At 68.5% G+C, this 24136-nt stretch carries 22 protein-coding genes; 10 read left to right on the forward strand and 12 right to left on the reverse strand.

What is annotated here, in order from left to right; all coding sequences use genetic code 11:
* Positions 1 to 46 precede the first annotated feature (46 nt).
* Both purF and purM read left to right on the forward strand, forming a co-directional pair.
* The gene (gene purF, locus ABZ717_RS01340; RefSeq protein ID WP_358503711.1) at positions 47 to 1543 is read left to right on the forward strand and encodes an amidophosphoribosyltransferase; all 1497 of its coding nucleotides are present in this window, start codon (positions 47 to 49) and stop codon (positions 1541 to 1543) included.
* A 124-nt stretch (positions 1544 to 1667) separates the two neighbouring features.
* Positions 1668 to 2744: a phosphoribosylformylglycinamidine cyclo-ligase gene (purM, locus tag ABZ717_RS01345; protein WP_358503714.1), complete on the forward strand. Its 1077-nt coding sequence runs from the start codon at positions 1668 to 1670 to the stop codon at positions 2742 to 2744.
* Positions 2745 to 2895: 151 nt separating this feature from the next.
* Here the strand turns inward: purM and ABZ717_RS01350 are convergent, their stop codons facing one another.
* A complete protein-coding gene (locus tag ABZ717_RS01350) occupies positions 2896 to 3123 on the reverse strand; it encodes a DUF3073 domain-containing protein (RefSeq protein WP_358503717.1) in 228 nt (75 codons plus the stop codon).
* Positions 3124 to 3376: 253 nt separating this feature from the next.
* Here ABZ717_RS01350 and ABZ717_RS01355 point away from each other — a divergent pair, with 253 nt between their 5' ends.
* Together ABZ717_RS01355 and bldC are read left to right on the forward strand one after the other, a co-directional pair.
* Positions 3377 to 4210, forward strand: a complete 834-nt coding sequence (locus ABZ717_RS01355) for a hypothetical protein (protein ID WP_358503720.1) — start codon at positions 3377 to 3379, stop codon at positions 4208 to 4210.
* A gap of 705 nt (positions 4211 to 4915) precedes the next feature.
* Complete coding sequence (gene bldC, locus ABZ717_RS01360) at positions 4916 to 5119, forward strand: developmental transcriptional regulator BldC (RefSeq protein WP_013155387.1); 204 nt, start codon at positions 4916 to 4918, stop codon at positions 5117 to 5119.
* A 231-nt stretch (positions 5120 to 5350) separates the two neighbouring features.
* Here the strand turns inward: bldC and ABZ717_RS01365 are convergent, their stop codons facing one another.
* Positions 5351 to 6571, reverse strand: a complete 1221-nt coding sequence (locus ABZ717_RS01365; RefSeq protein WP_358503722.1) for a hypothetical protein — start codon at positions 6569 to 6571, stop codon at positions 5351 to 5353.
* 420 nt (positions 6572 to 6991) lie between these two features.
* Complete coding sequence (locus ABZ717_RS01370) at positions 6992 to 8068, reverse strand: DNA primase (RefSeq protein WP_358503725.1); 1077 nt, start codon at positions 8066 to 8068, stop codon at positions 6992 to 6994.
* 556 nt (positions 8069 to 8624) lie between these two features.
* Between ABZ717_RS01370 and ABZ717_RS01375 the strand changes: the two genes are divergently transcribed.
* Positions 8625 to 9521: an N-acetylmuramoyl-L-alanine amidase gene (locus ABZ717_RS01375; protein ID WP_358503728.1), complete on the forward strand. Its 897-nt coding sequence runs from the start codon at positions 8625 to 8627 to the stop codon at positions 9519 to 9521.
* 249 nt (positions 9522 to 9770) lie between these two features.
* On the opposite strand, the gene ABZ717_RS01380 is transcribed toward ABZ717_RS01375, so the two are convergent.
* Entirely contained in the window at positions 9771 to 11075 is a 1305-nt protein-coding gene (locus tag ABZ717_RS01380) for a hypothetical protein (protein WP_358503731.1), read from the reverse strand.
* Positions 11076 to 11647: 572 nt separating this feature from the next.
* Here ABZ717_RS01380 and ABZ717_RS01385 point away from each other — a divergent pair.
* The 3 genes from ABZ717_RS01385 (at position 11648) to ABZ717_RS01395 (ending at position 13813) form a co-directional block, all read left to right on the forward strand.
* On the forward strand, positions 11648 to 11944 hold the full coding sequence (locus tag ABZ717_RS01385) for a hypothetical protein (RefSeq protein WP_358503734.1): 297 nt from the start codon (positions 11648 to 11650) through the stop codon (positions 11942 to 11944).
* A 31-nt stretch (positions 11945 to 11975) separates the two neighbouring features.
* Complete coding sequence (locus tag ABZ717_RS01390; RefSeq protein WP_358503737.1) at positions 11976 to 12722, forward strand: DivIVA domain-containing protein; 747 nt, start codon at positions 11976 to 11978, stop codon at positions 12720 to 12722.
* A gap of 158 nt (positions 12723 to 12880) precedes the next feature.
* Entirely contained in the window at positions 12881 to 13813 is a 933-nt protein-coding gene (locus ABZ717_RS01395) for a M48 family metallopeptidase (protein ID WP_358503740.1), read from the forward strand.
* A 56-nt stretch (positions 13814 to 13869) separates the two neighbouring features.
* On the opposite strand, the gene ABZ717_RS01400 is transcribed toward ABZ717_RS01395, so the two are convergent.
* Both ABZ717_RS01400 and ABZ717_RS01405 read right to left on the reverse strand, forming a co-directional pair.
* Positions 13870 to 14337: an NUDIX domain-containing protein gene (locus ABZ717_RS01400; protein ID WP_358503743.1), complete on the reverse strand. Its 468-nt coding sequence runs from the start codon at positions 14335 to 14337 to the stop codon at positions 13870 to 13872.
* Positions 14324 to 14902, reverse strand: a complete 579-nt coding sequence (locus ABZ717_RS01405; RefSeq protein ID WP_358503746.1) for a GNAT family protein — start codon at positions 14900 to 14902, stop codon at positions 14324 to 14326. Before ABZ717_RS01405 ends, ABZ717_RS01400 begins: the two co-directional genes overlap by 14 nt.
* A 57-nt stretch (positions 14903 to 14959) precedes the next feature.
* On the opposite strand from ABZ717_RS01405, the gene ABZ717_RS01410 reads away from it, so the two are divergent.
* Both ABZ717_RS01410 and xylA read left to right on the forward strand, forming a co-directional pair.
* Positions 14960 to 16150, forward strand: a complete 1191-nt coding sequence (locus ABZ717_RS01410) for an ROK family transcriptional regulator (protein WP_358503750.1) — start codon at positions 14960 to 14962, stop codon at positions 16148 to 16150.
* 69 nt (positions 16151 to 16219) lie between these two features.
* Positions 16220 to 17377, forward strand: a complete 1158-nt coding sequence (gene xylA, locus ABZ717_RS01415; RefSeq protein ID WP_358503753.1) for a xylose isomerase — start codon at positions 16220 to 16222, stop codon at positions 17375 to 17377.
* 89 nt (positions 17378 to 17466) lie between these two features.
* On the opposite strand, the gene ABZ717_RS01420 is transcribed toward xylA, so the two are convergent.
* The 6 genes from ABZ717_RS01420 to ABZ717_RS01445 form a co-directional block, all read right to left on the reverse strand.
* Entirely contained in the window at positions 17467 to 17766 is a 300-nt protein-coding gene (locus ABZ717_RS01420; protein WP_358503756.1) for a type II toxin-antitoxin system RelE/ParE family toxin, read from the reverse strand.
* Positions 17763 to 18044 carry a type II toxin-antitoxin system Phd/YefM family antitoxin gene (locus tag ABZ717_RS01425; RefSeq protein WP_358503759.1) on the reverse strand — a complete coding sequence of 94 codons (282 nt, stop codon included), beginning with the start codon at positions 18042 to 18044 and terminating at the stop codon, positions 17763 to 17765. Before ABZ717_RS01425 ends, ABZ717_RS01420 begins: the two co-directional genes overlap by 4 nt.
* A 155-nt stretch (positions 18045 to 18199) precedes the next feature.
* Complete coding sequence (locus ABZ717_RS01430) at positions 18200 to 18571, reverse strand: STAS domain-containing protein (protein WP_358503762.1); 372 nt, start codon at positions 18569 to 18571, stop codon at positions 18200 to 18202.
* A 269-nt stretch (positions 18572 to 18840) separates the two neighbouring features.
* Positions 18841 to 19944, reverse strand: coding sequence for a methylmalonyl Co-A mutase-associated GTPase MeaB (gene meaB, locus ABZ717_RS01435; RefSeq protein WP_358503765.1), 1104 nt, complete (start codon positions 19942 to 19944; stop codon positions 18841 to 18843).
* Positions 19941 to 22175 carry a methylmalonyl-CoA mutase gene (gene scpA / locus ABZ717_RS01440; RefSeq protein WP_358503769.1) on the reverse strand — a complete coding sequence of 745 codons (2235 nt, stop codon included), beginning with the start codon at positions 22173 to 22175 and terminating at the stop codon, positions 19941 to 19943. Before scpA ends, meaB begins: the two co-directional genes overlap by 4 nt.
* Complete coding sequence (locus ABZ717_RS01445) at positions 22172 to 24100, reverse strand: methylmalonyl-CoA mutase family protein (protein WP_358503772.1); 1929 nt, start codon at positions 24098 to 24100, stop codon at positions 22172 to 22174. The genes scpA and ABZ717_RS01445 overlap by 4 nt, the downstream gene beginning before the upstream one ends.
* Positions 24101 to 24136: the final 36 nt, after the last annotated feature.

The following is a 24136-nucleotide window of genomic DNA, read 5'->3' on the forward strand; positions in this document are numbered from 1 at the left end:
GACCCCGGTTGATCGGCCACGGTCGACCAGCCGTTAAGCTGTGCGTGTGTCGTACTCCGACGGCCGGCTCTCCATGGACCTCGATCCGCTCGAACGCGGCCCGCAGGACGCCTGCGGCGTTTTCGGGGTCTGGGCACCCGGCGAAGAAGTCAGCAAACTCACCTACTTCGGTCTCTACGCGCTCCAACACCGCGGCCAGGAATCCGCGGGCATCGCCACCAGCGATGGAAAGCGGATCGTCGTCTACAAGGACATGGGACTGGTCTCCCAGGTCTTCAACGAGGCGACGCTCGACTCACTCAGAGGCCACCTCGCGATCGGTCATTGCCGGTACTCCACCACCGGGTCGCCGGTGTGGGAGAACGCGCAGCCGACGTTCTACACGGCACGCGAGGGAGGTCTGGCCCTCGGTCACAACGGCAATCTGATCAACACGGCGGAGCTGGCGGCGATGCTGCCCGACCAGCGTCGTGGCGCCACCACGGACACCGAGATCCTCACCAACCTGTTGGCGGCCCGGGCCAAGGACGGCCAGTCGCCGGACGACGCGGCCATGGATCTGCTCCCCCAGGTCAAGGGCGCCTACTCCCTGGTGTTCATGGACGAGAACAACCTGTACGCCGCGCGCGATCCCCAGGGCATCCGTCCGTTCGTACTGGGTCGTCTGGGCGAGACCTCCGGTGCGGGCGGCTGGGTCGTGGCCAGTGAGACCGCCGCGCTGGACATCGTCGGTGCCGAGTTCGTCCGGGAGATCGACCCCGGCGAACTCCTGATCATCAACGGCGAAGGGGTCCGTTCCCGCCGGTTCGCCCCGGTCCAACGCAAGGGCTGCCTCTTCGAGTACGTCTACCTGGCCCGTCCCGACACCAGCATCACCGGACGCAACGTCAACTCCACCCGGGTGGAGGTCGGTCGCCGGCTCGCCAGGGAGCACCCGGTCGACGCCGACCTGGTGATCCCGGTCCCCGAATCCGGAACCCCGGCGGCCGTCGGTTACGCCGAGGCCAGCGGTATCCCCTTCGCCCAGGGGCTGGTGAAGAACTCCTACGTGGGGCGCACCTTCATCCAGCCCAGCCAGACCCTGCGCCAGTTGGGCATCCGGCTCAAGCTCAACCCGCTGCGCGAGGTCATCGAGGGCCGTCGTCTGGTGGTCGTGGACGACTCGATCGTGCGCGGCAACACCCAGCGTGCCCTGGTGCGGATGCTGCGCGACGCGGGGGCCGCCGAGGTGCACGTGCGCATCTCCAGTCCACCCGTCCTGTGGCCGTGCTACTACGGCATCGACTTCGCCACCCGCGCCGAGCTCATCGCCGCGAACCTGTCGGTGGAGGAGATCGCCGAGTCCGTCAACGCGGACTCGTTGGCCTATGTGGACCTGGACGAGCTCATCGCCGCGTCCGAGCAGCCCAAGGACCAACTGTGCCGCGCGTGCTTCGACGGGGTGTACCCACTCCAGGTCGACGCCGACTCCCAGGGCAAGTACCTGCTGGAGAAGGCCTGCGGCACCCCCGAGGGTTCCACGCTGGCATCGAACCAGAAGTAGTCACGTGCGGCGGGCCCTCGCGCCCACCGCACGCTCATCTGTCCGGCCGGATCCTTCGGCGTGCCCTCGACAGGGGCGGCGGAACGAACCGAGCAGATCATCCGAATACACGAGGAGAACTCGCGTGGCAGCCGACAGCACAGGGACGACGGGCGCGTACGCGGCCGCGGGCGTCGACATCGCCGCCGGTGAGCGCGCCGTCGACCTGATGAAGCGTCACGTCGCGCGTACGCGCCGACCCGAGCAGGTCACCGACGCCAGCGGTTTCGCGGGCCTGTTCCGCCTGGACACGGCCAAGTACAAGGACCCGGTCCTGGCCACGTCCACCGACGGCGTGGGCACCAAGCTGATGCTCGCCCAGCAGATGGACAAGCACGACACCATCGGCATCGACCTGGTCGCGATGGTCGTCGACGACCTGGTGGTCAGCGGGGCCGAGCCGCTCTTCATGACCGACTACATCGCCACCGGCGCGGTGGTGCCGGAGCGCATCGCGGAGATCGTCGGCGGGATCGCCGAGGGTTGTCACCAGGCGGGCTGCGCGCTGGTCGGTGGGGAGACCGCCGAACACCCGGGGGCGATGGGGGCCGACGAGTACGACCTGGCCGGCGCCGGCACCGGTGTGGTCGAGGGCGACGCCATCCTGGGCCCGGACCGGGTCCGCGAAGGCGACGTCGTGATCGCGATGGGCTCGTCCGGTCCGCACTCCAACGGCTATTCGCTGGTGCGTCACATCGTGGACTCCGCCGGGTTGGACCTGCGCGCCGAGGTCCCGGAGCTGGGCGGTGTGCTGGGCGAGGTCCTGCTCACCCCGACCCGGGTCTACGCCAAGGACTGCGTGGCGTTGACCGAGGCGGTGGAGGTGCACGCCTACTCGCACATCACCGGCGGTGGTCTGGCGGCCAACCTGTCCCGGTCCCTGCCCGAGGGTGTGGAAGCCGAACTGGACCGTGCCACCTGGGCGCCGCTCCCGGTCTTCGATTACCTGGCCGACAAGGGCGGTGTCTCCCGCCAGGACATGGAGGCCACCTTCAACATGGGTGTGGGCATGGTGGCGGTCGTGGCGGAGGCGGACGCCGAGCGCGCGCTCCAGGTGCTCGCCGAACGGGATGTCCCGGCCTGGCGTCTGGGCACCGTGAAGAACGCCGCGAAGAACGGTGCCGGCCTCGCGACCCTGACGGGCGAGTACCGGCGAGCGTGAGGAAAACGGACGCGAATATAGCCGGTGCGAACCACCTGCGTGGTTCGCACCGGCTATATCCACCTGTCCGCGACGGCTTCCGATGGGAAGCCGTGGCCGCTACAGGTCAGCGATTGATTCCGAGCGACCTGAAAGTCTCGGCGACGTGTGACTACTTGTCGGAGTCCGAGTACTTATCGGCAAGATCCGCGTAACGGTCGACCAGGTCATCGTGAGGCTCAACGTAGGGATCGTCCGGACCCGACGGTCCGGAGGGAGACCCCTCATCCTCAGCGACACCCAGCTCCGACCGCAGCCGATCAAGGTCGGTCCCGCCGGTGCTGTACTTGAGCTTCCGGGCGACCTTCTGCTGCTTGGCCTTGGCTCGGCCGCGCCCCATTGGCTCGACCCCCTCAACGATTGGGTTCCGACGAACCCCAGATCACTTACTAACCCGCAGTACCAGGCTGATGGCCGTCAAACGCGACTGACGGCCGGCGCCAGCTTACGTACACACACAACCGTACCTGGTCGGACCGCGCCGTGCCTACGCCACCCGGGGGTGAGGGGTGTGGTGTATGCACGAAAGCCCGTCCTGTCAGGCGTTTCTCACGGTGAGTGTCAGAGGCAACGATCTGTGCCACGATGCGATCGTGCTGCCCTACACCGCGTACCTACGTGTCTACCAACCGATCGCGTCCTTCCCCCCGCGTGACCGAAGGTACTGGGAGGAATACGCCTCGTCCGAGGACAGGCCCAAGCGGATCAACGCCCTGGCCGCCGAACAGGCGGAGAACCTGGGGCGGACCATCGGCACTCCTCCGATCGTCGCTCCCGCCCAGGAGAGCGGGGACGCCTACCTGCGTCGGGTGGACGAGCGGTTGTACGTGTGCCCCTGGCAGACCCGCCTGCGTTGCTGGCGCTCCTTCGACGAGTTCGCCACGGACATGCCCAAGCCCCTCGTCGAGGCCTTCGTGCCCAGGCGGGAGGCGTCACGGGTGGAGACCGGCTACCGGCAGTGGCGCGAGTCTGGAGCGCAGACCAGGCCGTTCATCCTGTCGAGCACGTGGACGATACCGGTGCCGTGGTTCGTGCCCTTCGAACACCAGGAGCGTTGCCTGGTGCTGTCGGCCGACACCACCAGGACGTTGCTGTATCTGACGCACACCTCGCAGGCCCGGCGGCGGTTGGAGCACACGGTGACGATCCTGCGGGAGAACATCGGCGAACACGCGGTCTCGGGGTCGACCGAACGGCTCGTGGACTGGTTGGAGGCGGTCGCCCATCCCGACTCCCTACTGGAACTGGACTACGGGGGGCTGCCGCATCTGCTCAGCGACGACCACCTGAGCGAGGATCACTCGGTGGCGGAGATCTCCGACGCGATCGAGGCCTTGTCCAAGGGCGACGGGGGCCGCGTAGTGGAACTGCGCCAACGCATCACCCGACGTTGGAAGTCTGTGCGCGCCCTGGAGCACGCCAACTGAGGGTCATGGACCCATCAGGTTTTCGTGGACGGCCATGACGGTGTTGTCGTCATCCCAGGCCGGAAACGGTGGAACGCCACGCCGAAGCACAACCTGGTACACCAGGTTTCTCGCCCCGCACCGAACCTCTTTCCGCACGTGACGGCGTTGTGGAACCCGGTTCCATTCGCCCACGACATCAAGGGTAGTGAAACTGGGCATAACGCCCGATAGGGATCGACGTAGACTGTAGTGAGTCGGTTACCGAGTGCACTCTGAGTAATCGAGAAACCCTTGCCACACCGCGAATCCGCGTAACCCGACCCATTGGCCGAAGCGGACGAGCACTTGAGGCGCGAAACCGCCCATCTCCTTCCAGAAGGCGACCGATCAAGGGCTCCGCCCTCTCCCCCGAGCTCGGCATCCGGGTTTCGGTCAGGTCTGCCCTAGCACTTCGGGCACTCCGGATCGAGAAAAACGAGGCCTGAGAACGAAGTTTTGACCGAATACGCCACATGCCACTAAACGTGTCGCTAGAATCACTTAGCGTGACGCGATCACGGGCGGCTTTCGAAGGCCTCCCACGTGCAAAGTTGCTTGGAGTGGTCGCGCAATCACCTCGGGTGATGCCAGTATGGACTTAGACGACATACTGGACATCCGGGCCAAGTGCCAGGAAAAAGGCTCAAGGATCGGCACACAGATCCAGGAGGAGAGGCCGTACACATGTCAACTCGCACGCCCGAGGCGGAACCCCTGTTGACCCCCGCCGAGGTTGCCACCATGTTCCGCGTGGACCCCAAGACCGTGACACGCTGGGCCAAGGCGGGCAAGCTGACCTCGATCCGCACCCTGGGCGGCCACCGCCGCTACCGCGAAACCGAGGTCCGCGCTCTGTTGGCCGGTATCCCGAGCCAGCGTACGGAGTGATCTCCCCGGTCTGTGCCGATTCCGGGGGGAGCGGCCGGACGGGCTCCGGCCACTGAGGACAAGAAGTACCTGAGCGGGTCACCTAGACGGGGTGACCCGCTCATTCTCATGCGCTCGAAGGCCCACCGGCGGGCCGCACAGGACGAATCCGACCAGGGACGACCTGGACCCTCATCCTCGCCCACCCTGTCCGGAACGGGTCCCCCGAGTTCGACCGGAACACCGGTCGGATCAGTCCTCGATACGATCGTCCATCGCCGTGGTGCGCTTGCGGGCCAGGAAGGTCGCGGCCGCGCCACCACCCACCGCGACCACCGCGGCGGTGATCAACGCGGCGATCGAACTTCCGGTCGTCGCGAGGAGGCGACGGCTCGGAGCCGCCTCCTCCTCAGGCTTCTCCCCGCGCTCGCCGCGCTCCGCGCGTTCGCCGCCCTCATCATCGCTCTCCAGCTCGGTCGTGTGAGTGGAACCGATCGCCCACGCGTCCGCGAAGTCGACCGCGAACCCGTTCTCGGCGGTGGGGTCTCCCACCTGGACCCACACGGTCAGGGCGGAGCGGACACCTTCGCCCCGCCACCCCTCCTGGTCGTCCTCGAAGCCGCTCTCATGCTCGATGAAGCGGACACTGACGGGAACTTCCTCGGCGGTCTCGCCATCGGCGTCGAGGACCTCCAGAGTGTCCTCGGCGGTGTACTCGCCCTCGAAATCGGGGATCGGCGCACCGAAGGCGGTCAACTCCCCGTACTCCAGGGTGGCCTCGGTCCGGCCGTCGTAGCCCGCGGCCGCGGTGGACCGCACGTCCTCAAGGGTGAACTCGATCGAGTTGCCGTCGGTGGAGACGTTCTCGGACCCATCCTCGCCGAGGATCACCACGTCCTCGGGGGTCGGGGACTCGCCGGGCGAGGGAGAAGGCTCCTCGAAGGGTGTGTCCGGGGTGGGTTCGTCGGCCTGCTGCCGATCCCGATCGGGTGGAGTCCGCGAGCCGTCGTTCTCGTTCTCCGCCGGGTCGTCCTGTGGGGCCGGGGACCCACCCTCGGAACCGTCCGAGGGACTCGGGGAAGGCTCCTCCACACCGTCGGGCAGGTCGATCATGCCGAGGTCGACCAGATCCTCCACCCCGAGTCGGACCCGGGCCCGATCCACACTCGCCTGTGAGCTCGCGCCGGTCCCGTCCGCCACCATGGTCCGGCTCTCGCCCTGGACCCGCGCGTACCCGGCCAACGGGCCGAGGAGGGGATCCGCCGTGGACTCGTCCTGGCGTTCCCCGCCGAAACTGATCGCGGTGGAGTACCCGGTGACCAGATCGCCATCGGCCACCCAGGCCTGTGAACTGGCCCAGACCAGCGGACTCGCGGAGGCCGGGGCCGCGGAGGCCACACCGAACGCGCCCAGCGCCACGAACAGCGTTCCGCCGGCGATCAGTCGGCGGGCGGACGGTACGGCGGGAGTCACCACAACACTCCTGTTGTATCTGGGGGATGCCCGACCCGAGGGTCGGCGCCGCCCCGGCGACGATGCACCGGAACCGGGGACACGTTCCGACCTGGTGGCCGGGCGCGGTGTTTCGTGAAGATCCGAGGAGGGTCTCGAACCGGTCTGGGTGGGCGATCGGGTGGAAGCGGGTCGGATGGAACACCTGTGCGCATGGCGGTCCACACCGCGAGCCTAGCCCCTGGATCACGAAACGGAAACCGTTCCGCCGACGACGATGCCATGACCATGGGGTGACCGTCGGTGGACGCGGAGCGATCACGGGCCGGGTTCGGCGGGCCTTCGAGCGCAAGGAAGGACCCTGGGAACCACGGGGTTCCCAGGGTCCTCAGGACCATCCCACCATCAGTCGGTGGAACCGTCCGGGGCGACGGATCTCACTCAGCCCTCATCGGTCTCCTCGGCCGTGTCACCGTTCCTCTTCCGGCGACGGGCCAGGTAGGCGGCGGCGCCACCACCGGTGGCGAGCGCGACACCGGCGCCGATCAGGGCCGCGATGGGCGCGCCGGTGCGGGCCAGGTCCTCGTCCTTGCCCTGCTCACCGTCGCCCTTGTCACCGTCCCCGGGGTGCTCCTTGCCGTCGTCCTTCCCGTCGTCCTCGCCGCCGTCTCCTTCGTCGCCGCTGCCGCCCTCGTCACCATCACCTTCGTCACCGTCGCCGTCGTCACCCCCGCCGTCCTCGCCACCGTCGTCGCCACCGCCGTTGTCGTCGTCATCGTCGTCGTCGCCACCGAGATCTCCGTCGGTGGTGGCCGCGACGGCCTCCGCCAGGTAGAAGTCGATCCCGCCCAGGACACCGGCGTCGAACTCGGCGTAGAGGATGTTGAAGGCACCGTCCCAGACGACGTCCTCCGCGTACCGGTCGTCGAACTCGCCCTCGCCCTCCTCGTTGAGGACGGTGATGTCGATGCCCAGCTCATTGACGTTCTCCTGGACGGTGCCCGGGGAGAAGTCGGTGGTGTGGGTGCCGTCCCAGTTCTTGGTGACGGAGATGGTGGCGTCGTTGAACTCGACGTCGATGAGGAGGTCCTGGTCCTCGAAGGTCTCGACGGCGTCGTCCTCAGAGAAGGTGGTCACGTCGCCTTCGGAGGCCAGCAGTTCGGTGTCCGCCTCGCTCATGATGTCCAGGACGTCCTCCAGCGTCAGCCGGGCGTGGGCGCTGTTGACCGCGACGCTGGTGTGCGTGCCCGCTGCGTCCACCCGGACCTCGGTGTCGGCGTCGATGGTCAGGAAGCTCTCGGCCTGGAAGGAGTGGTTGTCCGCGGCCGAACCCTCCTGACCCTGCTGAGTGCCTTCCAGGTAGGTCTCCTCGCCATAGACCGAGGCGGTGCCGGAACCGTACAGAACGGTGTCGGCCTGGGCGGGCATGGCGGCGGCCAGACTCAGGGCGCCGAAACCGATGAAGGCGGCACTTCCCTGCAGGACACGACGCGCGGTGATGCTGTGGGTTCTACGCAAGACAATCCTCATTCGGATTCGTCCGACCCGGTTTCGGGTCGGCCTGGCCACGCGTTTCACCACCGAAAAGCGGGTGGGAAGGTCTCGGAACACGGAGTCGCGAGCCAGGATCGGTCGGGGGAGGGCGAGGGCGTTCAGAAGCTCTCTACCTGCGAGAACCGGAAGGGTTCGACCTGGAGCCAAGGAGGGACAGGTGGCCGGTGAACCTTCGTGTTACTTCCCGGTTCTCTTTCGGGAGACTACTCACCGACAAAGATCAAATCACGAATAAGAAGATCACGAACATATCACGATGACCATTTCATTGCGCTGAGTGATCATCACTGAATGAATGGGTGAAGTTTTATTCGGCCGGTAAACCTTCCCGAGTCGAGCGCGTCATTGGCGTTTCGGCAAGGAAGGGAACGCCCGAGAAAAGGGAAGAGGCCACAGAACTCCGCCACCTTTTCGTATAGCGATATCCTGAACTTTGTCCGGTTTCGGACCTTCGACATGGAACGTTCGTCCACCTTTGAGGGGGTACGGCCAGGTCTCGTCGACCCGCTAGGTTGTGGGCATGCTCGACTCCGCACCAACAGAGCGCCCGGGCCGTGTACGTGCCCTGGCCCTGCTCTCATTCGCGGTGCTGTTGACCGCGGCCTGTTCAGCACCCGCCGACGGTGCGCCGGACGGCGATCCCACGGCCGCCCCGCCTCTGCCGGGCCCCGAGGACGCGAACGGGGAGGACGGCGACGGTGGCGCCGACGACGGGTCCGCAGAGGGCCGGGACAGCGCGGCCGACAACGATGGCCCGCTGGGTGATCGGGTGGTGGTGATCGACCCCGGACACAATGGTGGCAACGCCCGGGCTCCGAGCGAGATCAACAGCCAGGTCGATGTCGGCAACGGCGAGAAGGCCTGCGACACGGTGGGGGCGGAGACCTCGGACGGTTACGCCGAACACGAGTTCAACTGGGAACTGTCGCTTCTGGTCCAGGAGCGGTTGGAGGCCGACGGGGTCGAGGTGATCCTCACCCGCGAGGACAACGAGAGCGTCGGCCCCTGCATCGACAGGCGAGCCGAGATCGGCAACGAGGAGGAGGCCGACGCCGTGGTGTCCATCCACGCGGACGGCGGCCCGGAGTCCGGTCGTGGATTCCACGTCATCACCCCCGGGGAGGTGCCCGGGTTGACCGAGGACATCGTGGAGCCCTCCGCCCTGCTCGCCGAGGACCTGCGACGCGAGTACCTGGAGGGCAGCGACATCCCCTACGCGGACTACCTCGCCGATGAGGGGCTGGACGAACGCACCGACCTGGGCGGGCTGAACCTGTCCACCGTGCCGAAGGTGTTCCTGGAGACCGGGAACATGCGCAACCCCGAGGACGCGGAACTCCTGAGCGACCCCGCCTGGCAGGAGAACGCCGCCGACGCCATAGCCACGGGTCTGGCCACCTACCTCATGCGCGGCTAGCGGACCCACCGGAAACGTTGCCGGTGTGACTCATGGGATCTCATCCCGGATGATCTTGCCTCTGGAAGCAAGATCCAGGGGGCAGGACGGACGACCTGGCGGCCGACGGTCCTTCTTCTTTCGGGCGCCGAAACGCCGAGGAGGCCCCGGTGGCACCGTGTGCCCCGGAGCCTCCTCGCGTCCACGAGGGACGCGCCCGGCGAACCGGTCCGCTCGATCCGGTCGACGTGATGGTCGAGCGGCGACCGATCAGCTCTCGGCGGTCGCGGTCTCGTCCACCTCGGCGTTGTTCTTCTTGCGGCGGGCGAGGAAGGCGGCGGCGCCACCACCGGCGGCGACCGCGGCACCCGCGGCGATCAGGCCGAGGAGCGGGGAACCGGTCGTGGCCAGCGGCTCGGCGTCCTTGACGTCCGAAGCCGGCAGCGTGTCCTTGTCGCGCTCCCTCGGCGGGGTCTTGTCGTCGCCCTCATCGTCCTTGTCACCACCATCGCCGCCATCGCCGCCACCGGTGTCACCACCACCGTCGGTCGCACCGGTGGTGATACCCGCGGCGCTCTCGGCGAGCGGGTAGCCGTTCACGATCTCACCGTCGACGGAGAAGGCCAGGTAGAGGTTGGTGTAGGCGTCGTTCCAGAGGAAACCGGCGTCCTCGGTCTGGGCGACGCCCTGGTCGACGACCGGGACGAGGTCGATCACGACCTCCTCACCGTTGGCGAGGGTGGCGACCTCGTCCGGCACGGACAGGTTCCCCTCGAACGCGTGGTGGGAGACGTCGCCGTCCCAGCTCTGGGAGGTGCTCACTGTGGCACCGGTGACGGTGGCCTCGATGAAGACGGTGTCGCCACCATCGACGAGCTCGGAGTTCTCCTCGTTCAGCTCGATGACCTCGTCGGCCGCGTCGTCGGCGGTCGTGTCCACCGTGTCGGCGGCGCTACCGGCGTCGGCCTCGGGGGTCGGCGAGGGCTCGGGGCTCGGCGACGGCTCGGGGTCGGCGCCCGGGGCGGGAACCTCGGTGTCGCCACCGGGTTCGGCACCCTCCGAGGGCAGGTCCTCGGAGTCCTGCGAAGAGCCGTCGTCGCCGTCCTGGCCACCCTCGACGGGCTCGGCGTCCTCGGAGCCGTCGGTCTCGCCGTCCTCGTCCGTCTCGTCGGCCTCGCCGTCGTCCTCGGAGTCGTCCTCGTCGGTCTCCTCTTCCTCTTCCTCCTCGTCGTCCGCCTCGGGGTCGAGGATGTCCTCAAGGTCGTCGAGGGTGATGAGGATGCGGGCCGAGTCGACGACCGTGGTGGCACTGGCGCCCTCGGCGTCGACCGTGGCGGTGGTGGTGCCGTCGACGGTCAGCCAGCCGCCGATACCGCTGGAGAAGGAGTTGGAGACCGTCTGGTCCTGGGTGACGTACGTTTCCGAGACACCGTCACCGCCGACGGCGGAGGCGTATCCCCAGCCGTAGGTGTCCGCGTAGGCCGGCATCGCGGTAGCGATACCGAGAGCGCCGAGAGCGGCGAAGGCCGCGCCGCCCTGAAGCACACGTCGAGCACTGAAACGAGCGTTCTTCAAGATCAATCCTTTTCGGATCGTCCTGGCCCGAGGGGGATCGGGCCTGGCCTGGTCGGGATTTCCACCGCGGAAAAACAACGCGCGGGAAACCTCGCAGAGGCTTCGACCAGGGTCGGATATGGGGGATCGGACAGGGCACACAGAAGCCCTTGACCTGGCGCAACGAAGCACGGGATCGACTACGACCCGCGAAAGCCAGGGCCGGAAAAGCCGTTTTCTTCATGCTCGCCTGCTTGACAAGAACAATACACAAGCGACGGACAGGCGATCACGGAACCGGGTTTCAGAAAGGACACGATGACGATCGACAATCACCATTCGTGACGGAGTTCGACGAATTCCGTGATTCTTCGAGAATCGTGTGAACCGTTCGCCGACACGAGCGTCTTCCATAGAAGGGCCCGCCGCGGGCGCCGGTGGTTCACCGCCTTTCCGGTGTCTCGCGTCACCCCGCCGGCCGCTCGGCCACGTCGTTACCCGACCTTCTGCACGGAACGGGACTTACGTCCACACTCGGCCAGAAACACCGGACGGCATGGCGCGGGCCACTCCATCTCGGCATAATGCGGTCCATGAATCCCCCGGCCACGGCCCTCCCCGAACCCGAGTTCGACCTCGTCCTGCGCGGGTTCGACCGCACCCAGGTCGCCGACCTCATCGAACTGGGTCTACGCGCCCTCGTCTCACCCGAGTCGGTCACGATCTCCGCCGAGCGACTGCGAGAACTCTTGCGCGCTCCCGAGTTCGACGTGGTGTTGCGGGGGCTGGACCGCGGCCAAGTGCTGGACTACCTTGACCTGCTCGCCGACCGACTCGAAGGTCGACCGGATGGCCGACAGGACGGCAACCGACCACCCGCGGGCCCCTGACTCGGCCCCTTCGACCCGCATGAACTGCACAATGGGGACCATGCCTCTGACACCGGCGGACATCCGCAACAAGAAGTTCCACACGGTGCGCCTGCGCCCGGGCTACAACGAGGAGGACGTCGACGCGCTCCTCGATCGGATCGAGGCGACCCTGGTCGCCTTGGAGGGCGGGCCGCGCAAGGGGCCTCTGATCACCGCCGAGGAGATCCGCAACTCTCGCTTCCGCACCACCCGGATGAGTCCCGGGTACCGCGAGGACGAGGTGGACGACTTCCTCGACACCGTGATCGCCGACCTCGCCGGGCGTGGGTTGGGCCAGCCGGCGCCCCCGCCGCTGCCACCGCATCCGACCCAGGGTGATCCGAGACGATCCCCCACCGCGGCGCCCGGACGTCCCGGGGTGGGCGGTCCCGCTGTCGGCAGGCCCGGAGCGGGTGACCCCCGTGCCGGAGGGCCACCGACCCCCCAGCCCCCGACCGGTCGGCCGGTGCCGACCGGCCCCCGGATGACCCCGGACGACATTCGCAACCAGCGTTTCGCCACCACCAGGCTGACCACGGGATACAACGAGCAGGAGGTCGACGATTTCCTGGACCGCGCCGAGTACACGCTGGGTGTGCTGCTCCAGGGTCGTCAGGACCGAGCCACTCTCACGTCGGGCGAGGTGGAACGGGCCCAGTTCGCCACCACTCGGGCCAGGCCGGGCTACGACCCCGCCCAGGTCGACCGTTTCCTGGACGTCCTCGCCGACGAACTGCGCCTGTACGAGCACCACTGACGAGCGCCCTGCGACACCCGCGCGGGAACACGCCGTCAGCGACACACCACGTCCAGGGAAGCGGAACGTAATATTCGAGTACAGGGAGTAGTCATCCCACGCCGCCGGCGGCTCCGGGAACAGTGAACCCGTGTCCACGGCGGCTTGAGGGGAGCAGCATGCAACACGCCACGCCGCCCGGAGCGCCCGCCCCGGCCTGCTCGGTCCACACGGTCCCCGGTCGCGCCACCATGTCCAGGACCCACCACACACCACGGCCGACCTTCCTCAACGATCATGCGCCCGAACTGTGCGCCGAGGATTCCGAGGACCACGTGGTGCTGTCCCCCCGGCACCCCTGGGAACGGCCGCTGTTCGCCCTGTGCACGGTGGTGTCGGTGGCGATCATGAGCGCCCTGTTCCATCTGCTGTGGTCGATTTGGTCGCTCCCGTGGGCCGTTACGGCCTTGGGGGCGGTGCCGTTGGTGTGCTGGTGGGCGAGCGGTCTGAGGTACGCCCGTGAACGCGCGGAGTCGGTGCGTGTCTCCCCCACCCAGTTCCCCGAGGTGTACCGCGTGGTGGTCTCCCTCGCCCGGGAGATGGGGGCGCCCAAGGCTCCAGAGGCGTACGTGCGGCGCGGGGAGGCGTCAGCGCGCACCGACGCCTCCGGGCACGGGCTGCGCAGGTACCTGGTGCTTCCCGGTGCCCTGCTCGATGGTTCCGGCCGGCCGCGCGACCCCGACGCGATGGCGTTCCTGGTGGCCCACCAGATCGGGCACATCACCTCCGGGCACACCGGCTACTGGCAGCGCCTCGCGATCCTGGGGGCCGAACTCGTCCCGGGACTGGGCTCGTCGTTGGCTCGCACGCGGGAGTACACAGCGGACGACCACGGTCTGGCGCACGTGCCCGAGGGCGCTTCGGCGGTACGGCTGTTCGCGGGTGGATCGAATCTGTACACGCGGGTGAACCTGGGTGAGATGGCCGCTCGGGCGTCGGTCGACCGGGACCCCTCGTTGTTCGTGTACCACTTGCTGTCGCGGCGGCCGGGCAACGTCCGGCGGATGGCCGCGCTCCGGGACCGCAGCCGCAGAGGACGCGTTCTCCTGTGAGACCGGGACGGTCCGACCGCTCCCCCGCGCGTCGGGCCTCGCGGTCTCGCCGGGGCTCACCGGAGGTAGTAGGGCGTGCCCTCGGGATGGCGGGCCTTGTGGATGCGTTCCAGGATGCGGTCGGCCATGGGCGGTAGTTCCTCCTGGGCGAACCAGCCGACCTCCAGGCTCTCGTCGTCGTCCGCGCGGGCCTCACCGCCGACGGGTCGGCAGCGGAAGGCCAGATCGAGGAACTGCACCTGGTCGCCGTTGGGGTAGGTGTGCGGTTCCTGGGTGATCACGGTGACCAGGCGCTCCACCTCGATGCGCACTCCGGTCTCCTCCCACACCTCACGGACCACGGCCGGCGCCGGCTGTTCGCCCGGTTCCAGGATCCCGCCCGGGGTGGCCCAGCGACCGTCGTCGGAACGTCGGTGCAGGAGGACCTTGTCCTGGTCGAGCACCACCGCGGTCACCCCGACCAGGGGCAGCAGATCGTGGCCGACGTGTTCGCGCAGGCGCTTGAGGAAGTCAGGGACCGGCATCCTCCGACCGTAGCGCGTACTCCTCGTCGAGGATCGACATCAATACCGCGTCGTGCCATTCGCCGTCCCAACGCAGCTGCTTGCGCCACACCCCTTCACGGACGAACCCGGACTTCTCGTAGGAACGCCGCGCGTTGGTGTTGAAGTCGAACACCTCCAGCGCCACCCGGTGGAGCCCCACGGTCTCGAAGGCGTACTTCAGGACGGCGTCGGTGGCGGCCGTGCCATGACCCCGACCGGTGAAATCCATGCTGTGCAGGGCGATCCGGTAGCCCACCCCGGCGTTGTCCGGGTCGAAGTCGATCAGGGCGCAGTCCCCGACACAGGTGTCGTCGGCGTAGATGAGCCAGTCGGCCCGGTCGTGGTGGTCCGGGCGGCTCGCGGCGAAGGCACGCAGTTCTTCCTCGGTGAAGATCCGGTGGGTGCCGGTGAGACGACGCACCCGCGGATCGAGGTCGAGGATCGCCGGAACGAAGTCGTCGGCGTTCTCGGCACCGAGCGGGACGAGCCGCACTCCGCGTCCGTGGAGGGTGGGCTGTTCGCGGAAGGGGTCGGGAGGCAGCATGATGGGAATCCAAGCAGCGGGCCCTGGCACGGGCAACGGGTTTTCCAGGAGGTCCTGTTGGAGAGGGTCAGCTTCCAGACCGTCCGGGAGACCAACCTGCGGTCGGTGTTGGGGACCGTGCGGGAGTCGGCTCCGTGTTCTCGGGCGGCCGTCGCGGCGAACACCGGTCTGAACAAGACCACCGTCTCCAGCCTGGTCGCCGACCTGATGGAGCGTGGGCTGGTCAGGGAGACCGGGGAGACCTCTCAGCGCAGGGTGGGCCGGCCCGGGGTACTGCTCGCCTTGGACGACCGGTCGGTGGCGGCGGTGGGGCTGGAGGTCAACGTCGACTACCTCTCGGTGGTGGCGGTGGACCTGTTGAACCGCGGACTGGTGGAACGCCACGTCCCCTTGGACGCCCGGGCCGAGGGGGCCGAGGAGTGCGCTCGGAGGATCTCCGAGGCGCTGCGGGAGGTCGCGGGGGATCCCGCGTTACGGGGACGCCGCCTGGTGGGGGTGAGCGTCGCCGTTCCAGGGTTGATCGACGTGCCGTCGGGGGTGGTGACCCGGGCGCCGAACCTGGGGTGGCGGGACGTACCACTGGGGGACCTGGTCCGGGGTTCCCTGGACGGGGTTCCGGTGTTGGTGGACAACGACGCCGACCTCGGCGCGATGGCCGAGTTCCGGTTCGGTCCGTGCGCGGGCATCCCGGACCTGGTGTACCTGACCGGTGAGGTCGGCATCGGCGCGGGTGTGCTGACCGGCGGTGAGCTGGTGCGCGGTTCCGGTGGGTGGGCCGGGGAGGTCGGGCACCTGGAACTGGAGCCGAACGGCCCGGAGTGCTCCTGTGGTCGGCGGGGTTGTCTGGAGGCTCTCGCCGGTGTGGGGGCGATCCTGCGCGAGGCGCTGCCCGGCTCTTCGGGGGGCGACGTCGCCGGTCTGGTCGCGTCGACGGTGGAGCGCGCCGAGGCGGGTGATCCCACCACTCTGGGCGTGTTGGAGCGGGCGGGCGAATGGCTGGGCCGTGCGGTGGCCGTGCTGGTCAACGTGGTCAACCCGGGCGCGGTGGTGTTGGGCGGTTACTTCGTACCGCTGGCGCCGTGGTTGCTCCCACGGTGTCGAGAGGCCGCGTTGGCGCGGTCCTTCGCCCCCGACGCGGGCGGTTGTCGAGTGGAGCCTTCGGATCTGGGGATGAGCGCGGCGGCCCGGGGTGGCGCCGCGGTGATGATCCACTCCCTGGAGACGGGAGACCTTCCGCTGCCCCGTTGACAATTAGTTGTGACTCTAGACAAACTGATCGCGTCCGGCCCCGGACCGACACCCCCCAGGAGCGCAGCCATGTCCGATCACCAGCCCACCCCAGAGGACAACTTCACCTTCGGTCTGTGGACCGTGGGATGGCAGGGCGTCAACACCTTCGGTGACGCCGTCCGCCCCCCGCTCGACCCCGTGGAGGCGGTCCGCCGCCTGGCCGAACTCGGCGCGCACGGCGTCACCTTCCACGACGACGACCTCATTCCGCGCGGCAGCACCACCGCCGAACGCGACGCGATCGTCGCCCGGTTCACCGCGGCCCTGGAGGAGACCGGGCTGACCGTGCCGATGGTGACCACCAACCTGTTCTCCCACCCGGTCTTCCGGGATGGCGGCTTCACCTCCAACAGCCGCGACGTACGTCGATACGCGCTGCGCAAGGTCATCCGCAACATCGACCTGGCCGCCTCGCTCGGTGCGCGGACCTACGTGTGCTGGGGCGGCATGGACGGCGCCGAGTCCGAGGCCGGCAAGGACGACCACGCCGCCCTCGACCGTCTCCGAGAGGCCTTCGACCTGCTGTGCTCGTACGTGCGCGATCAGGGCTACGACCTGCGTTTCGCCATCGAGCCCAAGCCGAACGAGCCGCGTGGCGACGTCCTGCTGCCAACGGTCGGCCACGCCTTGGCGTTCATCAACAGCCTCGAACACTCCGAGATGGTGGGGGTCAACCCCGAGGTCGGCCACGAGCAGATGGCCGGGCTCAACTTCGTACACGGCGTCGCCCAGGCGCTGTGGGCGGACAAGCTGTTCCACATCGACCTCAACGGTCAGCGGGGCGTGAAGTACGACCAGGACCTGCGCTTCGGCGCGGGCGACCTTAAGGAGGCGTTCTTCCTGGTCGACCTGTTGGAGCGGGCCGGTTACGCGGGCCCCAAGCACTTCGACTTCAAGCCGCCGAGGACCGAGGACATGTCCGGGGTGTGGGAGTCCGCCGCCGCGTGCATGCGCAACTACCTGATCCTCAAGGACAAGGCCGCGGCGTTCCGCGCCGACCCGGCGGTGGCCGTCGCGCTGGCCGAGGCCCGGGTGCCGGAACTGTCCGAGTCCACCCTGTCCCCCGGTGAGAGCGTCGCCGACCTGCTCAAGGAGGACCTGGACCTGGATGAGGTGGGCCGGCGCGGCTATCACTTCGAGCGCCTGGACCAACTGGCCCTGGAGCACCTGCTCGGCGTGCGCTGAACCGTTCCGTATCTCCATGTGAGCCCGTCACCGATCGATCGGTGGCGGGCTCATATGCCCACTTCGCTCTCCTGTCCATCAGATATCACTCAAAAGCCCTGTCCGTAGATGTCCCGTCGATCCCCAACGGGGATGACAAGGACACACACGACCGGCTGCCCGTCATCGTCCTTGTCCAGCGTGTAGACAGCACGGTAATCCCCGATCCTCAATCGCCAGCGACCATGCTGACCAGTCAGGGGTTTGATATCCAGGGCACTGGTGTCACCGGCTTCCAGAGCGTCCTGTAGCTCTGACAACTTGCGCAGGACCCGAACCGCTTCATCCTTGGGTATACGGCGCATTCTGCGCTTGGCAGCGGTTGTGAACCGAGTGACGTACCGGTTCACTCCGGACCTTGAGCAAGTTCGCGCGCCATCTCCTCCAGGGTGATGGTGTGCTCACGCCCTTCCCGCTCGGACTCGTCGGCAAGACGGTTCAGCCACTCGTCCTCCGCAGCTTGTTCGAGCCGAAGGAGACGCCGATACTCGTCCGCATCGACGATGGCCGCCGTGGCCTTGCCCCGCTGTGTGATGAAGGTCGGAGTGTGCTCATGACGTGCCCGCTCGATGGCGTCAGCGAAGTGACGTCGTACCTCGGACATAGTCGCGGTGACGGATTCACTCATGCATTCAATGCACCAGATGTACATCTATTACATCAGGCTCTGTGGAGGACCGTGCGACGGAGCGGACATGACCCCGAGGGCGCGTGACCGACCGCTGGAGGGCCGTGGTGGCCCCGAGGCGGCGGCCACGGGGCCTCGACGGGTTCGAGTGGCGGCTAGCCGGCCTGCCGTTTGGCCTCCAGGGCCTCCATCGCCGCGATCGCGGTGGCGACGGTCTGGTGGACCGGAACCTGACGGTGCAGGCCGACCAGGCGGACGACCTTGGTGACTCGTTCGTTCAGAGCGGCCAACGACAGTGAACCGTTCTGCTCACGAACGGTCCGGTAGGCGTTGATGATGACGTTCAGCCCGCTGGAGTCCATGAAGTCCAGCGCGGACAGATCCAGGATGAGCCACGGACCGTGGTCCTCGATCGTGGCCCCGATGTGTTCCTGGAGGTCTGCGGCGGTCGCGATGTCGAGCTCTCCCTCGATCGCGACGATCACGCTGCGGCTTTCGACCCGCGTGCTCAGTCCGAGCCTGTGCACGTTCACTCCTCCCGGCCCCACGTTCAGATGGTGAGGGGTCCCTCGCTTAACCATACGCAGCCCGACCGGGTACGACCACCGGGCCCGGCTCCACTCCCACAGAGCCGATCCGGTGCGGAGGGTTCCCTCGTGCCCGAGCGATCTGGTCGGTCGTTGGACACACACGGTATAAGCGAACCGCCGCGACGGGAATGGCATCGGGCAAGAAATTTTCGCCTCATGGGCGAGAACCTCGTTCCAGTGTCCGGGTTTCGACCGTTGACACTGGGTTATTTCACGACATCGGAACCGGTGCCGTCGGCTGCTCCCCGGAGGGCTTCGGTGTCCTCTTCGGACCGGTCACGTTCCGTACCCGCCTCTCGGACGCCATCACGCTGCGTGAAGGACTCCAGCAGAGTGCGAGCGGCCAGGGTGGGCGTGGTCTCCCCCGAGCGCACCCCCGCCTCCATGCCCGGGATGAGATCCGACACTTCCCGGTCGCGCAGGAAGGTGTCCATCAACTGATCCCGAACCTGGTCCCACATCCAACTGACGCCCTGGGCGCTGCGACGCTCGGCCAGGGCACCGTCGCTCTCCAGCACGGACCGGTGTTCGAGCACGGTCTCCCACACCCGATCCAGCCCGTCGCCGGTCAGGCCGCTACAGGTCAGCACGGGCGGACGCCACTCCGGGTGGACGGGCTGGAGCAGCCGCAGGGCCCTGGAGAGCTCCCGGGCGGCCTTGCGGGCGTCGTCGGCGTGCGGCCCGTCGGCCTTGTTCACCGCCACGACGTCCACCAGTTCCAGGACGCCCTTCTTGATGCCCTGGAGCTGATCACCGGTGCGCGCCAGGGTGAGGAAGAGGAAGCAGTCCACCATCGCCGCGACGGTGACCTCGGACTGCCCGACACCCACCGTCTCGACCAGGACCACGTCGAACCCGGCCGCCTCCATCAGCAGCATGGTCTCCCGGGTCGCCCGGGCCACCCCACCGAGGGTTCCGGCCGTGGGCGAGGGACGGATGAACGCGTTCGGGTCGACCGCCAGCTCGGACATCCGGGTCTTGTCACCGAGGATGCTGCCACCGGTCCGGGTGGACGAGGGGTCCACTGCCAGCACGGCCACCCGATGCCCGTTCGAGGTCAACCGGCCGCCGAGCGCGTCGATGAAGGTCGATTTGCCCACCCCGGGCACCCCGGTGATCCCCACCCGATGCGCCTTACCGGTGTGCGGCAGCAACCGCACCAACAACTCCTGGGCGGAGCGCGCGTGGTCACGACGGCGCGATTCCACCAGGGTGATCGCCCGGGCCAGGGTCGGCCGGTGTCCGGCCAGGACCCCCTCGGCCAGGGCGTCCACGTCCACCGAACGACTCCTGCGCGCCGTCACGGTCACTCCCCTTCCAGGTCCGTTCCCAGACGTTGTTCGAGTTCGTCGAGCAGGTCGATGGCGGCTTCGGCGATCACCGTGCCCGGCGGGAAGATCGCCGACGCTCCCGCCTCGCGCAGCTCCTCGAAGTCACCCGGGGGGATGACCCCGCCGACCACGATCATGATGTCCGAGCGGTCGAGCGCCGCCAGTTCCTCGCGCAGCGCCGGAACCAGGGTCAGGTGCCCCGCCGCGAGGGAGGACACCCCGACCACGTGCACGTCGGCCTCCACGGCCTGGGCGGCGACCTCTCCCGGGGTCTGGAACAGCGGGCCCACGTCGACGTCGAAGCCGAGGTCGGCGAAGGCGGTCGCGATGACCTTCTGACCGCGGTCGTGACCGTCCTGGCCCATCTTCGCCACCAGGATGCGGGGACGACGCCCCTCCTCCTCGGCGAACCCGTCGACGCGCGCCGTCACCCGGTCCATCAGCCCGGCCGCGTCGGTGCTGCCGGCCGCCTCGTCCTTGTACACACCCTGGATGGTACGGATCTGACCGGAGTGACGGTTGAAGACCCTCTCCATCGCGTCGGAGATCTCCCCCACGGTGGCCTTGGCGCGGGCGGCGTTCACCGCGGCGGCCAAGAGGTTGTCGGTGAGGTTCTCGTCCGCCTTGGACTCGCGTCCGGCGGCCTCGGTCAGCGCGTCCAGCGCGGCGCGCACCTCGTCGTCGTCGCGTTCCGCGCGCAGGCGGCGCAGCTTCTCCAGCTGTTCGGCGCGCACGCGGGTGTTGTCGACCTTGAGCACCTCGATCTCGTCGGCGGTGTCGGGCCGGTACTTGTTGACGCCGATCACCGGCTGACGGCCCGAGTCGATACGCGCCTGGGTGCGCGCGGCCGCTTCCTCGATGCGCATCTTGGGCAGGCCGGCGTCGATCGCGGCGGCCATTCCACCGGCCTTCTCGACCTCTTCGATGTGCGCCCAGGCCTTGGTCGCGAGCTGGTGGGTCAGGCTCTCCACGTAGTAGCTGCCGCCCCAGGGGTCGACCACCCGGGTGGTTCCGGACTCCTGCTGCAGCAACAGCTGGGTGTTGCGGGCGATGCGCGCGGAGAAGTCGGTGGGCAGGGCCAGCGCCTCGTCCAGGGCGTTGGTGTGCAGTGACTGGGTGTGTCCCTGGGTCGCGGCCATCGCCTCCACACAGGTGCGGGCCACGTTGTTGAACACGTCCTGCGCGGTGAGCGACCAGCCCGAGGTCTGCGAGTGGGTGCGCAGGCTCAACGACTTGTCCTTGGTCCCGCCGAGGTCCTTGACCAGACGCGCCCACAGCAGGCGGGCGGCCCGCAGCTTGGCCACCTCCATGAAGAAGTTCATGCCGATCGCCCAGAAGAACGACAGCCGCGGCGCGAACGCGTCCACGTCCAGACCGGAGCGCTGACCGGCACGGATGTACTCCACCCCGTCGGCGAGCGTGTAGGCCAGCTCCAGGTCGGCCGTGGCCCCGGCCTCCTGCATGTGGTAGCCGGAGATCGAGATGGAGTTGAACCGCGGCATCCGTTGGGAGCTGTAGGCGAAGATGTCGGAGATGATCCGCATCGACGGCGTCGGCGGGTAGATGTAGGTGTTGCGGACCATGAACTCCTTGAGGATGTCGTTCTGGATGGTCCCCGACAGCTTCTCGGGTGGCACACCCTGTTCCTCAGCGGCGACGATGTACAGCGCCAGGATGGGCAGCACCGCACCGTTCATGGTCATGGAGACGCTCATCTTGTCCAACGGGATGCCGTCGAACAGTTGGCGCATGTCGTAGATGGAGTCGATGGCCACCCCGGCCATGCCGACGTCGCCGGCGACCCGGGGGTGGTCGGAGTCGTAACCGCGGTGGGTGGCCAGGTCGAAGGCGACCGACAGGCCCTTCTGTCCGGCGGCGAGGTTGCGCCGGTAGAAGGCGTTGGACTCCTGGGCGGTGGAGAACCCGGCGTACTGGCGGATGGTCCACGGCTGGTTGACGTACATGGTCGGGTAGGGCCCGCGCAGGTACGGCGGGACGCCCGGCAGCCCATCGACGAAGTCCAGGCCGGCCCGGTCGGCGGGGGTGTAGAGCGGTTTGACCCCGATTCCCTCGGGGGTCTCCCATTCCAGGGCGTCGGCGGCCTTACCGGTCGCCTCCTCCAGGGCCCGTCGCCAGTCGGCGCCGCCCTGGGACCCCTGCCCGGTGAAGGCCGGTGGCTCCGGTGCGATGTCGGAGAAGTCGGGGATCATGAGCTCGCCCCCTGGGCGTCGGTGGTGCTGACGGGCGGATCGGTGATGAGGACGTCCACCAGGTCGGAGAGCAGGGCGACCGCGTCACAGCCCTTGTGGGCGAACACGTCCACCCCCGCCTCGCGGTAGGCGTCGCGCGGTGCCCCGGCGAGCAGGACCCGACGGGCACCGGCTCCCTTCAGGGCACGTGCCAGCGCTTCGGCGTGCTCGGCGTACATCTTGTCGGAGGAGCAGATGACCGCGACCCGGTGCCCTGAGGCGGCGAAGGCCTCCGCCGCGGAGCGCGGGTCCTCCAGCGGCCCCGGCGAGTCGGTGGTGATCCCACCGGCGGCGAGCAGGTTGGTGGCGAAGGACGCGCGGGCGGTGTGCACCGCCACCGGGCCCAGCGTGGCCAGGAACGCGGTGGGGCGGTGGCCGGTCTCGGTCTCCTGGGCGTCGCAACGGTCGCGCAGTGCCTCGTAGTCCTGCCCGTAGCGGCGTACCGGGAAGCCGTCGGCGGACGGTTCGATCCGACCGGGGTCGACCTCGCGCACCAGCGGCGTCTCGTCCAGGTTCGGGAACTCGCTCAGCCCGGTCAGCGGTGCGGCACGGGTGGCCAGGTCCTGTCGGCGGCGCTCCCACACCTTGTCGACGGCGGCACGCAGCTCACCGCGGGCGATGGCCTCCGCGACACCGCCGGACCGCTCCAGCTCCTGGAAGAAACCCCATCCGGCGCGATACAGGTCCCCGGTGAGGGACTCCACGTAGAAGGAGCCGCCGGCGGGGTCGATGACCCGCGCCAGGTGCGATTCCTCGATGAGCAGCGACTGGGTGTTGCGGGCGATGCGCCGGGCGAAGTCGTCGGGCAGCCCGAGGGCGGAGTCGAAGGGCGCGACGGTGACGGTGTCGGCGCCGCCCACCCCGGCGGCGAAGCAGGCGATCGTGGTCCGCAGCATGTTGACGTGCGGGTCGCGGCGGGTGAGCATCGCGTCCGAGGTGGTGGCGTGCAGACGCATGGCGCGCCGGTCGGCCGGCAGCCCGGAGACCTCCAGCACCTGGTTCCACATGGCGCGGACCGCGCGGAGCTTGGCGATCACCGCGAACTGGTCGGCGTTGGCGGCCAGTCGGAACTCGATCCGCCCGGCGGCGTCGGCCACGTCCAGGCCGGCCTCGACGAGGGCGCGCAGGTAGGCGGTGCCGGCGGCGATGGCCGCGCCGATCTCCTGGGAGTCGGACCCGCCCGCGTTGTGCACCAGGGTGCCGTCGGCGACGAACAGTCCGAGGTGCGGGTGGTGGGCGGCCCGTTCGGCGGCGAACCGTGCGGCGTCGGCCACCTCGGGGCGCTCGCCGGCCAGGGCGGCCGTGGTGAGCGGGTCCAGGCCCAGGTGGGAGATGACCCGACCGTCGGGGACGTCGGCGTCGGTGTGCGCCGCCAGCAGGGCCCGGGCCGCGTCGAAGGCCTCGGGGCCGGGTGCCCGCAGCACCACCGGAGCCAGGTCGAGGTAGACGTCGGCGAGGGCCTCTCCCAGCCGGGAGACCGGGAGACCGTCACCGCCCACGCCGATCCACAGCGAGGCGACGCCGTTCATCAGGTCGTTGTGGATACGCCTGCGCAGCTCGGCCGGGTCCGCGTCGTCGTGGCGCGCGCGGATGTCCCATCCGCCGGGCACGCCACCACCGGGGCGGTACCCGCGGGTGAACGGCGCCAGCCCGGGGTAACCGGGATCGGGCGCCGGCGGTGTGGAGGTGTAGAGGGGATCGATGTCGAACCCGTCGAGGGTGTGCGTGGCGAGCACCGATTCGGGCGTCCGCTCCAGGCGGTCCTCGGCGACACCGCTCTTGCGCAGCACCCCGGCGACGAGTTCGCGCCACCGCTCATGTGTGGCCGCCGGGAAACCCTCGGCCAGGTCGAGGGCCTCGGCGGACCCGCTCTCTGGAACGTCCATACTCCGAGATGGTAGAGAACACCGTTCGGTTTCGGT

Source organism: Nocardiopsis sp. NPDC006832, assembly GCF_040635885.1.
GTDB lineage: Bacteria > Actinomycetota > Actinomycetes > Streptosporangiales > Streptosporangiaceae > Nocardiopsis.

Excerpts from the sequence above, each read along its gene's own strand:
- ABZ717_RS01445 (WP_358503772.1), bottom strand. The coding sequence starts at position 24,100 with ATGGACGTTCCAGAGAGCGGGTCCGCCGAGGCCCTCGACCTGGCCGAG.
- ABZ717_RS01425 (WP_358503759.1), bottom strand. The coding sequence starts at position 18,044 with ATGAGTGAATCCGTCACCGCGACTATGTCCGAGGTACGACGTCACTTC.
- scpA (WP_358503769.1), bottom strand. The coding sequence starts at position 22,175 with ATGATCCCCGACTTCTCCGACATCGCACCGGAGCCACCGGCCTTCACC.
- ABZ717_RS01400 (WP_358503743.1), bottom strand. The coding sequence starts at position 14,337 with ATGCCGGTCCCTGACTTCCTCAAGCGCCTGCGCGAACACGTCGGCCAC.
- ABZ717_RS01405 (WP_358503746.1), bottom strand. The coding sequence starts at position 14,902 with ATGCTGCCTCCCGACCCCTTCCGCGAACAGCCCACCCTCCACGGACGC.
- ABZ717_RS01350 (WP_358503717.1), bottom strand. The coding sequence starts at position 3,123 with ATGGGGCGCGGCCGAGCCAAGGCCAAGCAGCAGAAGGTCGCCCGGAAG.
- ABZ717_RS01375 (WP_358503728.1), top strand. The coding sequence starts at position 8,625 with ATGCTCGACTCCGCACCAACAGAGCGCCCGGGCCGTGTACGTGCCCTG.
- ABZ717_RS01390 (WP_358503737.1), top strand. The coding sequence starts at position 11,976 with ATGGGGACCATGCCTCTGACACCGGCGGACATCCGCAACAAGAAGTTC.
- ABZ717_RS01395 (WP_358503740.1), top strand. The coding sequence starts at position 12,881 with ATGCAACACGCCACGCCGCCCGGAGCGCCCGCCCCGGCCTGCTCGGTC.
- bldC (WP_013155387.1), top strand. The coding sequence starts at position 4,916 with ATGTCAACTCGCACGCCCGAGGCGGAACCCCTGTTGACCCCCGCCGAG.
- ABZ717_RS01385 (WP_358503734.1), top strand. The coding sequence starts at position 11,648 with ATGAATCCCCCGGCCACGGCCCTCCCCGAACCCGAGTTCGACCTCGTC.
- xylA (WP_358503753.1), top strand. The coding sequence starts at position 16,220 with ATGTCCGATCACCAGCCCACCCCAGAGGACAACTTCACCTTCGGTCTG.